Annotated in this window: 15 protein-coding genes and 1 riboswitch; all 15 genes read left to right on the top strand. The window is 70.0% G+C overall.

The genetic code is table 11. The features are described from left to right. Nucleotides 1-94: 94 nt before the first annotated feature. On the top strand, nucleotides 95-832 hold the full coding sequence (locus ACFSJG_RS15215; RefSeq protein WP_378486078.1) for a TetR/AcrR family transcriptional regulator: 738 nt from the start codon (nucleotides 95-97) through the stop codon (nucleotides 830-832). 110 nt (nucleotides 833-942) lie between these two features. Further along, a complete protein-coding gene (gene thiD / locus ACFSJG_RS15220; protein ID WP_378486437.1) occupies nucleotides 943-1,752 on the top strand; it encodes a bifunctional hydroxymethylpyrimidine kinase/phosphomethylpyrimidine kinase in 810 nt (269 codons plus the stop codon). 17 nt (nucleotides 1,753-1,769) lie between these two features. Continuing rightward, nucleotides 1,770-2,465 carry an NUDIX hydrolase gene (locus ACFSJG_RS15225; RefSeq protein WP_378486079.1) on the top strand — a complete coding sequence of 232 codons (696 nt, stop codon included), beginning with the start codon at nucleotides 1,770-1,772 and terminating at the stop codon, nucleotides 2,463-2,465. Between the two features lie 83 nt (nucleotides 2,466-2,548). Continuing rightward, nucleotides 2,549-3,586: an SMP-30/gluconolactonase/LRE family protein gene (locus tag ACFSJG_RS15230; protein ID WP_378486080.1), complete on the top strand. Its 1,038-nt coding sequence runs from the start codon at nucleotides 2,549-2,551 to the stop codon at nucleotides 3,584-3,586. A gap of 56 nt (nucleotides 3,587-3,642) precedes the next feature. Then, entirely contained in the window at nucleotides 3,643-4,284 is a 642-nt protein-coding gene (locus tag ACFSJG_RS15235; protein WP_378486081.1) for a CDP-alcohol phosphatidyltransferase family protein, read from the top strand. After that, entirely contained in the window at nucleotides 4,281-5,156 is an 876-nt protein-coding gene (locus tag ACFSJG_RS15240) for a DUF881 domain-containing protein (RefSeq protein WP_378486082.1), read from the top strand. The genes ACFSJG_RS15235 and ACFSJG_RS15240 overlap by 4 nt, the downstream gene beginning before the upstream one ends. Then, nucleotides 5,153-5,530 carry a small basic family protein gene (locus ACFSJG_RS15245; RefSeq protein WP_378486083.1) on the top strand — a complete coding sequence of 126 codons (378 nt, stop codon included), beginning with the start codon at nucleotides 5,153-5,155 and terminating at the stop codon, nucleotides 5,528-5,530. The genes ACFSJG_RS15240 and ACFSJG_RS15245 overlap by 4 nt, the downstream gene beginning before the upstream one ends. A gap of 54 nt (nucleotides 5,531-5,584) precedes the next feature. Beyond that, complete coding sequence (locus tag ACFSJG_RS15250) at nucleotides 5,585-6,331, top strand: DUF881 domain-containing protein (protein WP_378486438.1); 747 nt, start codon at nucleotides 5,585-5,587, stop codon at nucleotides 6,329-6,331. A gap of 67 nt (nucleotides 6,332-6,398) precedes the next feature. After that, nucleotides 6,399-6,803, top strand: coding sequence for a glycine cleavage system protein GcvH (gene gcvH / locus ACFSJG_RS15255; RefSeq protein ID WP_378486084.1), 405 nt, complete (start codon nucleotides 6,399-6,401; stop codon nucleotides 6,801-6,803). A 178-nt stretch (nucleotides 6,804-6,981) separates the two neighbouring features. Continuing rightward, nucleotides 6,982-7,458 (top strand): glycogen accumulation regulator GarA, encoded by a 477-nt coding sequence (gene garA / locus ACFSJG_RS15260; protein ID WP_007530547.1) that lies wholly within the window; start codon nucleotides 6,982-6,984, stop codon nucleotides 7,456-7,458. Then, entirely contained in the window at nucleotides 7,458-8,201 is a 744-nt protein-coding gene (gene ftsR, locus ACFSJG_RS15265; protein ID WP_378486085.1) for a transcriptional regulator FtsR, read from the top strand. Before garA ends, ftsR begins: the two co-directional genes overlap by 1 nt. Nucleotides 8,202-8,321: 120 nt before the next feature. Further along, nucleotides 8,322-8,795: a bifunctional nuclease family protein gene (locus tag ACFSJG_RS15270; RefSeq protein ID WP_378486086.1), complete on the top strand. Its 474-nt coding sequence runs from the start codon at nucleotides 8,322-8,324 to the stop codon at nucleotides 8,793-8,795. Between the two features lie 333 nt (nucleotides 8,796-9,128). Continuing rightward, nucleotides 9,129-9,728, top strand: a complete 600-nt coding sequence (locus tag ACFSJG_RS15275; RefSeq protein ID WP_378486087.1) for a MerR family transcriptional regulator — start codon at nucleotides 9,129-9,131, stop codon at nucleotides 9,726-9,728. A 98-nt stretch (nucleotides 9,729-9,826) separates the two neighbouring features. Further along, nucleotides 9,827-9,924, top strand: a riboswitch (glycine riboswitch). A 170-nt stretch (nucleotides 9,925-10,094) separates the two neighbouring features. Then, nucleotides 10,095-12,950, top strand: a complete 2,856-nt coding sequence (gene gcvP, locus ACFSJG_RS15280; RefSeq protein ID WP_378486088.1) for an aminomethyl-transferring glycine dehydrogenase — start codon at nucleotides 10,095-10,097, stop codon at nucleotides 12,948-12,950. Nucleotides 12,951-13,060: 110 nt separating this feature from the next. After that, nucleotides 13,061-13,231: a hypothetical protein gene (locus tag ACFSJG_RS15285; RefSeq protein WP_378486089.1), complete on the top strand. Its 171-nt coding sequence runs from the start codon at nucleotides 13,061-13,063 to the stop codon at nucleotides 13,229-13,231. Nucleotides 13,232-13,252 lie beyond the last annotated feature (21 nt).

The raw sequence follows: 13,252 nt of genomic DNA on the forward strand, positions 1-13,252 counted from the left end.
CTGGTGGGGGAGTGGCCCGGCGCTGATGACAAGCGTGCCGTACGGTTTACGGTAATGCAGAGGGCGCCCACCTGGGCGCGACGGAGGTGCGGACATGGCCAAGCGTGGCGCTGAACCCAAACGGCAACGGCGGGAACGTGGTTCGATCGACCCCGACGATATCGTCGCGGGTGCCTTCGAACTCGCCGAGCAGGTGTCGATCGACAACCTGAGCATGCCCATGCTCGGCAAGCACCTCGGAGTCGGCGTCACGAGCATCTACTGGTACTTCCGCAAGAAGGACGATCTCCTCAACGAGATGACCGACCGCGCGGTGCGTCAGTACCTGGTCTCGGTCCCCGTGCCGCAGGTGACGGGGTGGAAGGAGACCCTCGCGGCCTTCGCCCGGACGATGCGGTCGACGTTCCTGGCCAACCCGATCCTCACCGACCTGATCCTCATCCGCTCCACCCTCAGCCCGCGGCACGGACAGGCAGGCGCCCAGCAGATCGAGAAGGTGATCGCCGGACTCGTCGCCGCCGGCCTGCCGCTCTCCGATGCGTACGACATCTTCTCCGCCGTACAGCTCCACGTGCGCGGTTCGGTCGTCCTCGCCCGGTTGGGCGACAAGGCGAAGGCCGCCGACCCGGACTCGCACGCCTACTACGAGGACCTCGAGATCACCCACGAGACAACGCCTTTGCTGGCCGAGGCCACCTCACACGGCCGCACCGGTGGCGCCCCCGACGAGGCCAACTTCGAATACGGGCTCGCGTGCATCCTGGACCGCGCCGCGGCGCTGCTGGCGGCCGGACAGCCGCCGAAGCGGGGCCGTGTGCGGGTCGGTGCGTAGCGGGGCACCGACCGGCGCGTTCCGCCCGATCCGTCGGGGCGACTATCCTGGACAACTGCCGTGACACGGCGGTCCACATGACCGCCGCGGTGTTCCAGAAGGAGTTCCCAGTGGTCGACCTCGCCTATGTCATCGCCGGCTCGGAAGCGACCGGTGGCGCCGGCCTGCAGGTCGACCTCAAGACCTTCCAGGAACTCGGCGTCTACGGTGTCGGCACCGTCACCTGCATCGTCTCGTTCGACCCGAAGGCCGGATGGGGCCACCGGTTCGTTCCCGTCGCCCCGGATGTCATCGCCGACCAGATCGAAGCCGCGACCGCCGCCCACGATCTCGACGTCGTCAAGATCGGCATGCTCGGCACCCCGGACACCATCGAGGTCGTCGCGGCCGGGCTGCGCAGTCAGTCGTGGCGTCACGTCGTCCTCGACCCCGTTCTCATCTGCAAGGGGCAGGAGCCCGGCGCCGCGCTCGACACCGACACCGCCCTGCGCGAGCAGATCCTGCCGCTCGCGACGGTGGTGACCCCGAACCTGTTCGAGGCGCGGACCCTCGCGGGGATGGAGTCGATCGATTCCGTCGACGACCTGATCGAGGCGGCACGCCGCATCCACGATCTCGGTCCGAGCCACGTCATCGCCAAGGGCGGTGTCGAACTCCCCGGCGACGACGCCGTCGACGTGCTGTTCGACGGCACCGAGGTGACCGTCCTGCGCGCCCCGAAGGTCGGGCAGGAACGAGTCTCGGGCGCCGGCTGCACGCTCGCCGCCGCCGTCACGGCCGAACTGGCGAAGGGCGCTCCAGTCGAGTCGGCCGTCGAGTTCGCGAAGGAGTTCGTCACCGCCGGAATCGCCGGTCGAATCGGCGCCCACACCCCGTTCGACACCGTCTGGCAGGGCGCCTACGTCGACGCGCTGGCCTGAGCGGATAACGTCGGGGCATGGCCCACGACACACCGCCCGCGCCCGACGAGCCGTCGACCCGGGACGAGGATCCGACCGACCGCGTGCCGCGCCGACCCGGTCGACGGCTCGAGCGAGCCGAATGCGCCGCGCGCGTGGCAGCATTCGACCGGGTCGCGGTCCCCGACACCGGTACCCGGCGTGCCGCAGTCGCGCTGGCCGTCGTGACGGACGACGAGGGGTCCCGGTTGTTGCTCACCCGCCGGCAGCCGAAGATGCGTGCCCACGCGGGACAGTTCGCGCTGCCCGGAGGCAGCATCGATCCCGGTGAGACACCGGAAGCCGCCGCGGCACGCGAACTCGACGAGGAACTCGGAGTACGGGCCGGGGCCGACGCCGTTCTCGGGCTCCTCGACGACTACGTGACCCGGTCCGGGTTCGTCATCACGCCCGTCGTGGTGTGGCTCGGCGCGCCCGACGGTCCGATCGTCCCGAACCCGGCAGAGGTCGCGATGGTCTTCGAGGTCGCGGTGGAGGAAGTCGACGTCGACCCGCTGATCCAGCCCGTCCCCGGTACCCCCGAGGGGGCGCCGCCGTTCCTGCGGTGGCCGTTCCGGGGTGGGGCCATGTTCGCGCCCACCGCGGCCCTCATCCACCAGTTCCGTGAGGTCGTCCTGCACGGTCGGCCGACACGAGTCGCGGAGTACGCGCAGCCGGACTTCGCGGCCAAGTAGTCGCGGTGGCGGGCCACCTCAGGGTTACGGTGGCGGGCCGCTCGGGGTTACGGGGTGGTCCGCCCGGGGCTACTGTTGCCGTCATGGGACCGCTCCGCCGCGCCCTCGCCCGACTCGACCGCACCGGCGTGGATCCGGTGGCGTGGACCGCGCCGCCCGCGCCCCGGGAGACATCGGGCTCCACAGTCGATTTCGACGCCGTGGAAAGGTGGCCACTCCCGGGCTCGACGGGCCCGGAGGACGTCGCCGTCGACGGTGAGGGCCGGGTCGTCACCGGGACCGACGACGGTGCGATCTGGCGGTTCGACGGCCCGGGCCGCGTCACCCGGATCGCCGACACCGGAGGCCGGCCGCTCGGCGTCGAAGTCCTCGCCGACGGCCGCTACCTCGTGTGCGACGCCGACCGGGGGCTGCTCCGTGTCGACGACCGCGGCCGCGTCGACGTCCTCACCGACACCGCCGCGGGATCGCCGCTGCTCCTGTGCAACAACGCTGCCGTCGACTCCGCCGGGGTCGTCTACTTCACCGACTCGTCGGCCCGCTTCCGCCTCGCAGAGCACCGACTCGACGCGATCGAACACTCGGGGACCGGTCGCCTGATCCGGTTCGACCCCGCGACCGGCGACACCGACGTCCTGCTCGCCGGGCTGCAATTCGGGAACGGGGTCGGTCTCGCCGCCGACGAGTCGTACCTCCTCGTGGCGGAGACGGCCGGCTACGCGATCCGCCGCGTCGACCTGCGCGGCCCCACCGCCGGCACCGCAACGACCTGGGTGGACAACATGCCCGGCTTCCCCGACAACATCGCCTCCCAGTCCGAGAGCGGCATCTTCTGGGTGGCGCTGTACAGCCCACGGCTTCCCGCGCTGGACCGGATGGCCCCGTACCCCGCGTTGCGGATCGTCGCTGCCAACCTCCCGGACCGGCTCGCGCCGCAGCCCGTCCTCGCCGGCCGGGTACTCGGGTTCGACGGGGAGGGCACGGTCGTGCACGACCTGCGTGGCGACCGCGGCAGTTACGCGCCCGTCACGGGTGTCCGTGAGGCGGGCGGCCTGCTGTACCTCGGCAGCCTCACCGCCGACGCCGTGGCCTGCCTGCCCGCGCCCACTCCTCCCGTGTGACAGGCTTGACCGGGCCCCGACCGGGATGCCCGGCCGAGTGAGATGTGGGAGTGAACGTGGACAGCGCAGAGCGGCCGCAGACAGCGGCGGAGGCCCCGACGGTCACCGACCGTGTGGTCACGGTGCCCAACCTGCTCAGCCTGCTCCGGCTGATCGGTGTGCCGGTGTTCGCGTACCTGCTGCTGGTGCCGCAGGCAGACGGGTGGGCTCTGGCCATCCTCATGCTCAGCGGATTCACGGACTGGGCGGACGGCAAACTTGCCCGGCTGCTGAACCAGATGTCGACTCTGGGTGGGCTGCTGGATCCCCTCGTCGATCGGCTGTACGTCGTCACCACGCTGCTGGCGTTCGCGATCCGCGACATGATCCCGTGGTGGGTGGCGTTCGTGCTGATCGGCCGTGACCTGATCCTCGCCGCCAGTCTGTACGTGTACCGGCGCCGCGGGCTGCCACCGCCGTCGGTGATGTACCTGGGCAAGGCCGCGACCTTCGCGCTCATGTTCGCGCTGCCCCTGGTGCTGGCCGCCCAGGGGGATTGGGCGATCGCGTCCGCGGCGCACGCCCTCGGTTACGCACTGCTGGTGTGGGGCACCGCCCTGTACGTCTGGACCGGCCTGCTGTACCTGCTCGCCGCCCGCAACATCGCCCGGGAGGTGCCGGTACTCGAGGATTCCGGCCGACGAACGGACTCGCCGTGATCGAGGCGGAAACTGCGCCCCCCGGCGGCGTCCGGCGGAACCCGACGCCGTCGCTGCTCACGGCACTGCTCGCGGAGGGACTCGACCCCGGATACGCCGCAGCCGCCGAAGACCGGGAACGCAATCACGCGCTGCACCGTCCGTTGCACGCGACGGCCTGGTGCGTCGGTGGGGCACTCGCCCTCGGCCTGATCTTCGGCGTCGCTCACGCCGAGTCCGCCGACCGCGCCCCCGGCACGGAGCAGGTGCGCAGGGACATCCTCACCCAGGTCGACGCCGCCGAGGTCCGCGGTGCCGACCTCGCCGCCACCCGCGACGACCTGCTGGCCCGGACCGACGCCGCCCGCACCGCCGCACTCGCAGGCGACGCGCAGGGCGCGGCGGTCCTGGACCGGATCACCGACCTCGAACACGCGGCGGCACTCGTGCCCGTGCACGGCCCCGGCGTGACGGTCACCCTCACCGACCCTGCGGCACGCCCCGACCTGTCCGACAGGTCCCGTCCCGGAACCGGCGCGAACCCAGTCCTCCTCGACAGGGATCTGCAGGCCGTCGTCAACGGACTGTGGAACTCCGGCGCCGAGGCCGTCGCCGTCGGAGACGTCCGGGTCGGTCCGGGGGTGACGATCCGGCAGGCGGGCGGAGCGATGCTCGTCGACAATCAACCCGTGCCGTCGCCGTACGTGGTCTCCGCGATCGGGCAGCCGTCGCGGCTGCAGACCGGTTTCGTCGTCAGCGACGCCTACCTGCGCATGTCCGGCGTACAGCAGTTGTACGGTGTCGGATTCGCGATCGACGAACACGACGACATCACCCTCCCGGGCGCAACGGCCCGGGAGGTCAGAAGCGCACGAGAAGTGGGGGGTCAGTGAAACCCGTCAAACCTGTCGAGGCCGCCCGCAACGGCTACGCCATCTACGGCGTGCTCGCGCTGGTCGCAGGCATCGCCCTGGGCATCGTGTTCCGGCCCCAGGTGCCGGACTCCGTGCAGCCGTACCTGCCCATCGCGGTCGTCGCCGCCCTCGACGCCGTGTTCGGCGGCCTGCGGGCCTATCTCGATGAGATCTTCGACGCCAAGGTCTTCGTGGTCTCGTTCGTCTTCAACGTCCTCGTGGCCGCGTTGATCGTCTGGCTGGGAGACCAGCTCGGCGTCGGGACGCAGCTCTCGACCGCGATCATCGTGGTGCTCGGTATCCGCATCTTCGGCAATGCGGCGGCCTTGCGCCGCAGGTTGTTCGGGGCGTGACGATGTCCCGCGCACTATCTCGTACCGGCGACCGCCGGGACGGTGGGTACTGACATGGCGCCCGAGGGCAAACACGAATGGCACACCGAGACGCCGGCATCGGCCAGACGGTCGAAGGTGGTCTTCGGGATCCTCGCCGCGTTGCTCATGGCGGCGCTCGGGGTCGCGATCGCAACCCAGGTACAGGGCACCGGCTCCGGCGACACCCTCGATTCGGCCAGGCCGGCCGACCTCCTCGTCATCCTCGACAACCTCGGACAGCGGGAAGCGGCCCTCCGCCAGGAGATCGCGACCCTGCAGGAGACCCTGGAGACGTTGCAGCGCAGCGGAGGCGGGTCCGAGGCGGCCCTCGCCGAGGCGAACGCGCGCCTGTCCGCCCTCTCGATCCAGGTGGGCGCCGTCCCGGCGACCGGCCCCGGGGTCGTGCTCACCGTCACCGACCCGGCGCGCGGCGTCGGCTCCGACGTGATCTTGGACATGATCCAGGAACTGCGCGCCGCGGGCGCGGAGTCGATCGAGATCGCAGGCAACGGCAGCGCCCCGATCCGGGTGGGCGTGGATTCCTGGGTGCGGGGCACGCCGGGGAACCTGCAGTTCGACGGGGTCCAGCTGCAGGCGCCGTACACCGTCACCGCGATCGGTGACCCGCCCACCCTCGCTGCCGCCCTGAACATCCCCGGCGGTGTCGTGGACACCGTTGCGCGCAGTGGCGGCACCGTGACGGTCGAGCAATCGGAGCAGGTCACGACAGCCGCCTTGCGAGAGGTGAAACCACGCCAATACGCTCAGCCCGGAAATTGAACTCCCGCTGCCGGGTGGTGCGCCGACGCCACCGCAGCGAGTACGACCCTTTCGAAAGGACCTCACGGTGAGCGAGACCAACATCCCGGCCGACCTGCACTACACGGCGGAACACGAGTGGGTGCAGCGGACGGGATCGACGACGGTCCGGGTCGGCATCACCGACTTCGCACAGTCCCAGCTCGGCGACGTCGTGTTCGTCCAGTTGCCCGCCGTCGGCGACGAGACGGCCGCGGGCGAGTCCTTCGGCGAGGTCGAGTCCACCAAGAGTGTGTCCGACATCTACGCGCCGCTCGCCGCGAAAGTTGTTGCGGCGAACGAGAATCTGGATTCGGCGCCGGAGCTGGTGAACTCGGCGCCCTACGGCGACGGCTGGCTCGTCGAACTCGAGGTCGTCGAGGAGTCCGCACTGGACGCCGCGCTCGCCGCGATGCTCGACGCGAACGCGTATCGGGAGTTGACCGGGGAGTGACCCCGACCCGCCCCACACGGCGAGCGCCTACGCGGACAGGTGCTCACAGGGTACGGTCGAGTGCAAGGTCATTCGCCGTGTCGGGGCGCAGATCCGTATCGGTTGTGATTGTGTCTACAGATTCGTTCGGGTCTCCGCTCGGGGCTTCCCGGACGCATCGGACTGAGGAGGAGAAACGGTGAGCGACAACGACGGCGACGCGGTCTACGGGGAGACACCTGCAGAGACCACGTCTGTGTTCCGGGCTGATTTCCTCAGCGACCTGGACGGCACCGCCGCGCCGACCGAGCAGCCCGTCTCCGGTGTCGAGGGCCTGCCCTCCGGTTCCGCCCTGCTGGTCGTCAAGCGTGGCCCCAACGCCGGATCCCGCTTCCTGCTCGATCACCCGACCACCTCGGCGGGCAGGCACCCGGACAGTGACATCTTCCTCGACGACGTGACGGTCTCCCGCAGGCACGCCGAGTTCCGTCGCGAGCAGAACGAGTTCCAGGTCGTCGACGTGGGCAGCCTCAACGGCACGTACGTCAACCGGGAGCCGGTCGACTCGGCGACACTCGCGAACGGCGACGAAGTCCAGATCGGCAAGTTCCGCCTGGTGTTCCTGACCGGGCCGCGCGCGGCGGCCGGCGACGCTCCTGCGGGTGCAGGCAGCTGATGACCGCGGTCGGGCAGCGGAGCCAGGGTTCGGGGGGGATGTCCATCGGCTCCGTCCTGGATCGGCTTCGCCCCGAGTTCCCGGACGTGACGATCTCGAAGATCCGCTTCCTCGAGGCAGAGGGTCTGATCAGTCCGGAACGAACGCCGTCGGGCTATCGGCGGTTCTCGCTCGCCGACTGTGAGCGACTCCGCTACGTGCTGACGGCGCAGCGTGACCAGTACCTGCCCCTGAAGGTGATCAAGGAGCAGCTCGAAGCGATCGACAGCGGCGCCGCTGTCGTGGGGGCCCCGGACGCGGCACCGCGGCGGCCCCGGGTGCTCACGGTGGCTCCCGGCGAGGTCTCGCCCGAGGAGTTCCGCCCTGATCGTGAGGTGCGGGTCAGCCGGAACGATCTGCTGGCGCGTTCCGGTGTGGACGAGGGGTTCCTCACCGAGCTGATCCGTGCCGGGCTGATCGTGCCCGGCTCCGCGGGATTCTTCGACGAGGACGCGGTCACCCTCGCCCGCACCGCGCGAGCGATGTCGGGGTTCGGGCTCGAGGCGCGCCACCTGCGCGCCTTCAAGCTCGCCGCCGATCGCGAGGCCGGTCTCGTCGCCCAGATCGCCGGTCCGGTCGCGAAGGGGCGCGACGCGGGCGCCCGCGACCGGGCCGAGGAGATGGTGCGCGAGCTGGCCGCCCTGTCCCTCACACTGCACACCTGCCTGGTGAAGGCGGCCGTGCGTGGTGCGCTCGACCGCTGAGCGTGTGCACACCGACGAGGCCGGGTGGAGGCACTCGAATGGGTCGAGCGCGTCCGGGCGCGGGTCCTCACATCGGCATAGAATCGGTCGAAGCAACGGTTTTCACGGGAGGCGGGCGCGATGAGTGAGATGCGTGTGATCGGGATTCGCGTCGAGCAGCCACAGAATTCGCCCGTGCTGCTGCTCCGCGAAGCCGACGGCGACCGCTATCTGCCGATCTGGATCGGCCAGACCGAGGCGACCGCGATCGTCCTCGAGCAACAGGGTGTCGAGCCGGCTCGGCCCCTCACGCACGACCTGATCACGACCTTGATCGGTGCCCTCGGGCACCGCCTGATCGAGGTGCGAATCGTCGATCTGCAGGAGGGGACGTTCTACGCGGACCTGGTGTTCGACCGGAACGTCACCGTGTCGGCGCGCCCGTCCGACTCGGTGGCCATCGCGCTGCGCGCGGGCGTCCCGATCTACGCGGAGGAGGCCGTGCTCGCGGAGGCCGGACTCGTGATGCCGGACGAGCGTGAGGACGAGGTGGAGAAGTTCAAGGAGTTCCTCGAGTCGGTCTCGCCCGACGACTTCAAGGCCACCGACGGCTGAGCCGTCGTCGCACACGCGCCTGCCGAGCACGATTCGACACATCGGCGGCGGGCTTCCGCTGCGCCGCACCCCGAAGGTCACGATTGTGCATTGGCCGGTCTCGATAGCGTCTCGACTCCGTAAAGTCAGCTAAAGCGGGGCTAAGCTTCGACTGTCTTGGGCGTGTTGCGTTGACCGCATGGCCGCCGACCCATAGCGTCTGGCCGTCATGAATACGCACCATGTGATTCGCCGCGGCGTACGCTGAGAATTCCAGGCGCATTGCCGAAGGGGATCCACGGGTCGGTTTTTCCGTGCGAGAGGGAGCAGTCAGTGGTAGATCAGCCGCAAGACGTGAGTGTTCGTCAGCGCGTCGATGCCGAGGCACCGGTCGAAGCGGTCGAGGTCGACGACCTGCAGCCGGGACTGTTCCCCGACGATTCCGTTCCCGACGAACTGGTCGGATACCGGGTGCCGATCGCCTGCCAGATCGCCGGGATCACGTACCGCCAGCTCGACTACTGGGCACGCACCTCGCTGGTCGTGCCGTCGATCCGCGGCGCGGCGGGCTCGGGCAGTCAGCGGCTGTACTCGTTCAAGGACATCCTCGTCCTCAAGATCGTCAAGCGGCTGCTGGACACCGGCATCTCGTTGCAGAACATCCGGGTCGCGGTCGACCACCTCCGCAAGCGGGGGGTCGCGGACCTCGCCAAGATCACCCTGTTCTCCGACGGCACGACGGTGTACGAGTGCACCTCGCCGGAAGAGGTCGTGGATCTGCTGCAAGGCGGACAGGGCGTCTTCGGCATTGCCGTCAGTGGCGCGATGCGTGAACTGACCGGCACGATCGCGGACTTCCCGGCCGAACGCGCCGACGGCGGAGAATCGGAGCAGAGCCCCGAGGACGAGCTCGCCTCGCGGCGACGCAACCGCGGCAGCCGTCGCACCGGCTAGTCGACACCCGTTTCGAGCCCTGTGGCGGGCGCCGGGACGTGGTGCTCACCACACGGGTTCGGATGAAGCCGTGAGCGTCGCATAGAATTCGAGTGCGTCGTCGCCGCACGGGAGAGCTCCGGATTCAGGTCGTCCGGACGCCGAAGGAGCAGCACCTCCCCGTCAATCTCTCAGGCACCCGGACCGTGCGGGCATCGGCGCCTCTGGAAAGCGGTGGGAGCACCCACCCGCCCACGGGGAAAGGGTCGGCCGTCTTGTTGGAAGGATGGGCGCCCGAATCTCTCAGGCGCTCGGTACGAGCACGCGACAGAGGGGGAGGAACGCACCGCAGGCGCTGCGGTGTGGCCTCGAGACCCGGGAGTCGCCTTGCCTGACCAGCCCACTTTCGATCCTGCCGACTTCGCCGGGCGGCACATCGGGCCGAACCGTGCCGAACTCGACCGGATCCTGCACGTCATCGGTGTCGACAGCCTCGACACCCTCGCCGCGAAGGCGATCCCGGGCAGCATCCTCGACACGGTGACCGACGGCGTCAGCGCGGGTCTGGACACCCTGCCCGCGGCGGTGTCCGAGCACGAGGTGCTGGCGGAGCTGTCCGCGCTCGCAGGTCGCAACACCGTCGCGACGTCGATGATCGGACTCGGGTACTACGACACCCTCACCCCGCCCGTCCTGGTTCGGAACATCCTCGAGAGCCCGGCCTGGTACACGGCGTACACGCCGTACCAGCCGGAGATCAGCCAGGGCCGGCTCGAGGCCCTGATCAACTTCCAGACGATGGTCGCCGACCTCACCGGGATGGAGGTCGCGAACTCGTCCATGCTCGACGAGGCGACCGCCGCCGCGGAGGCGATGACGCTGCTGCGCCGTGCCGGCCGGTCGAAGTCCCCGCGATTCGTCGTCGACACCGACCTGTTCCCGCAGACCCGCGCCGTCATCGACACCCGCGCGACCCCGCTGGGTATCGAGGTTGTGGAGGCGGACCTGTCCCAGGGCCTGCCCGACGGTGACTTCTTCGGCGTTCTCGCTCAGCTTCCCGGTGCGTCGGGTCGCATCGTCGACCACTCCGCGCTGATCGTCGCCGCACACGAGCGCGGCGCCCTCGTCGCGGTCGGCGCAGACCTGCTGGCGCTGACGCTGCTGACCCCGCCCGGTGAGATGGGCGCCGACGCCTGTTTCGGCACCACGCAGCGGTTCGGTGTCCCGATGGGCTTCGGCGGTCCGCACGCCGGTTACCTCGCCGTCCACTCGAAGCACGCCCGCCAGCTGCCCGGCCGGCTCGTCGGTGTCTCCGTCGACGCCGACGGCGACAAGGCGTACCGGCTCGCCCTCCAGACCCGCGAGCAGCACATCCGCCGCGAGAAGGCGACCTCGAACATCTGCACCGCGCAGGTGCTCCTCGCGGTTCTCGCGGCGATGTACGCCAGCTATCACGGTGCCGAGGGGCTGACCACGATCGCCCGCCGCGTCAACGGCTCGGCACGGGCCCTCGCCGCGGGACTGCGCGCCGGTGGCGTCGACGTGGTCCACGCCGCCTTCTTCGACACCGTCCTCACCCGGGTCCCCGGCCGCGCGGCGGATGTCGTCGCGGCGGCCAAGGGCTGGAACGTGAACCTGCGTCTCGTCGACGCCGATCACGTCGGCATCGCCTGCGACGAGGCGACCGGCACCGCGCACCTGCAGTCGGTGCTCGCCGCGTTCGGTGTCGCAGACGACCTCGAATCGGCAGCGCCCGCGTCGCTGCCGGAGTCGCTCGCGAGGACCTCCGAGTTCCTCACCCATCCGGCGTTCACCACGCACCGAACCGAGACCGCGATGATGCGCTACCTGCGCAAACTGTCCGACAAGGACATCGCGCTCGACCGCAGTATGATCCCGCTCGGATCGTGCACGATGAAGCTCAACGCGGCCGCCGAGATGGAGTCCATCACCTGGCCGCAGTTCAACAGGCTGCATCCCTTCGCGCCCGCCGACGACACCGTCGGCATCCGTGGCCTCGTCGCCGATCTGGAGTCGTGGCTGGCGTCGGTCACCGGGTACGACCGGGTGAGCCTCCAGCCGAACGCGGGCAGCCAGGGCGAGTACGCCGGACTGCTCGCGATCCGCAACTACCACCTCTCCCGCGGCGACGAGCACCGCGACACCTGCCTGATCCCGTCCAGTGCCCACGGCACGAACGCGGCGTCGGCGGTGATGGCCGGGATGCGGGTCGAGGTCGTGGCGTGCCGCGCGAACGGCGATGTCGACCTCGACGACCTGCGCGCCAAGATCGCGGATCACGCCGAGCGGCTCGCGGCGATCATGATCACCTACCCGTCCACGCACGGCGTGTACGAGCACGAGGTCACCGAGATCTGCGCGGCCGTGCACGACGCGGGCGGCCAGGTGTACGTCGACGGCGCGAACCTGAACGCGCTGGTCGGGCTCGCCCGGCCGGGCAAGTTCGGCGGCGACGTCAGCCACCTGAACCTGCACAAGACGTTCTGCATCCCCCATGGTGGCGGTGGCCCCGGCGTCGGCCCGGTCGCCGTACGTGAGCACCTCGCGCCGTTCCTGCCGGGGCACCCGCTCGCCCCGGAGCTCGGTGGCGGACCGACGGTGTCCGCCGCGCCGTACGGCAGCGCGTCGATCCTCCCGATCACCTGGGCGTACATCCGGATGATGGGCGCCGCCGGACTGCGGTCGGCGTCGCTGACGGCGATCGCCTCGGCGAACTACATCGCCCGCCGCCTCGACGAGCACTTCCCGGTGCTCTACACCGGCGACAACGGCATGGTCGCGCACGAGTGCATCATCGACCTGCGGCAGATCACGAAGGACACCGGCGTCACCGTCGACGACGTGGCGAAGCGCTTGGCGGACTACGGATTCCACGCGCCGACCATGAGCTTCCCCGTTGCGGGCACGCTCATGATCGAACCGACGGAATCGGAGAACCTGGCCGAGGTCGACCGGTTCTGCGACGCGATGGTCGCGATCCGCAAGGAGATCGACCGGGTCGGGGCAGGCGAGTGGCCGGTCGACGACAACCCGCTGCGCGGCGCGCCGCACACCGCGGCCTGCATCGTCGGTGAGTGGACGCACCCGTACTCCCGTGAACTCGCCGTGTTCCCCGCCGGTGCTGCCGACAAGATCTGGCCGCCGGTGCGTCGCATCGACGGCGCACACGGTGACCGGAACCTGGTGTGCTCCTGCCCGCCGATCGAGGCGTTCAGCAGCTGACGTCGTGACGAGGACCCGCCGGACGGTTGTCCCCGGCGGGTCCTCGGGCGGACGATGGACGGGGGCCGTCAGGCGGTCCGGGGCCGCCGCCCGTTCGAAGGATCGACACCATGTCTGCCAGGTTCGTTCGTCTCGCCTGCGTGTCCGCACTCGTGGTCGGTGTCGGAGTCGTCGCCGCGCCCGCCGCGACAGCTGCGGAACGACCGCTCGGCAACGGTTCACTCGCCCTGTGCTTCGTGATTCCGCTGCCCGGCTCCGCCGACCTCGAGTGGTGCCTCTAGCCGGCTGACGTTCCCGCAAAA

Source organism: Rhodococcus gannanensis, from assembly GCF_042681175.1.
Taxonomy (GTDB): domain Bacteria; phylum Actinomycetota; class Actinomycetes; order Mycobacteriales; family Mycobacteriaceae; genus Rhodococcus_G; species Rhodococcus_G gannanensis.

What these genes read in the sequence shown, in the direction of transcription:
- ftsR (WP_378486085.1), top strand. Translation starts at nt 7,458, where the DNA reads ATGACCGCGGTCGGGCAGCGGAGCCAGGGTTCGGGGGGGATGTCCATC.
- ACFSJG_RS15215 (WP_378486078.1), top strand. Translation starts at nt 95, where the DNA reads ATGGCCAAGCGTGGCGCTGAACCCAAACGGCAACGGCGGGAACGTGGT.
- ACFSJG_RS15250 (WP_378486438.1), top strand. Translation starts at nt 5,585, where the DNA reads ATGGCGCCCGAGGGCAAACACGAATGGCACACCGAGACGCCGGCATCG.
- ACFSJG_RS15270 (WP_378486086.1), top strand. Translation starts at nt 8,322, where the DNA reads ATGAGTGAGATGCGTGTGATCGGGATTCGCGTCGAGCAGCCACAGAAT.
- ACFSJG_RS15230 (WP_378486080.1), top strand. Translation starts at nt 2,549, where the DNA reads ATGGGACCGCTCCGCCGCGCCCTCGCCCGACTCGACCGCACCGGCGTG.
- ACFSJG_RS15225 (WP_378486079.1), top strand. Translation starts at nt 1,770, where the DNA reads ATGGCCCACGACACACCGCCCGCGCCCGACGAGCCGTCGACCCGGGAC.
- ACFSJG_RS15285 (WP_378486089.1), top strand. Translation starts at nt 13,061, where the DNA reads ATGTCTGCCAGGTTCGTTCGTCTCGCCTGCGTGTCCGCACTCGTGGTC.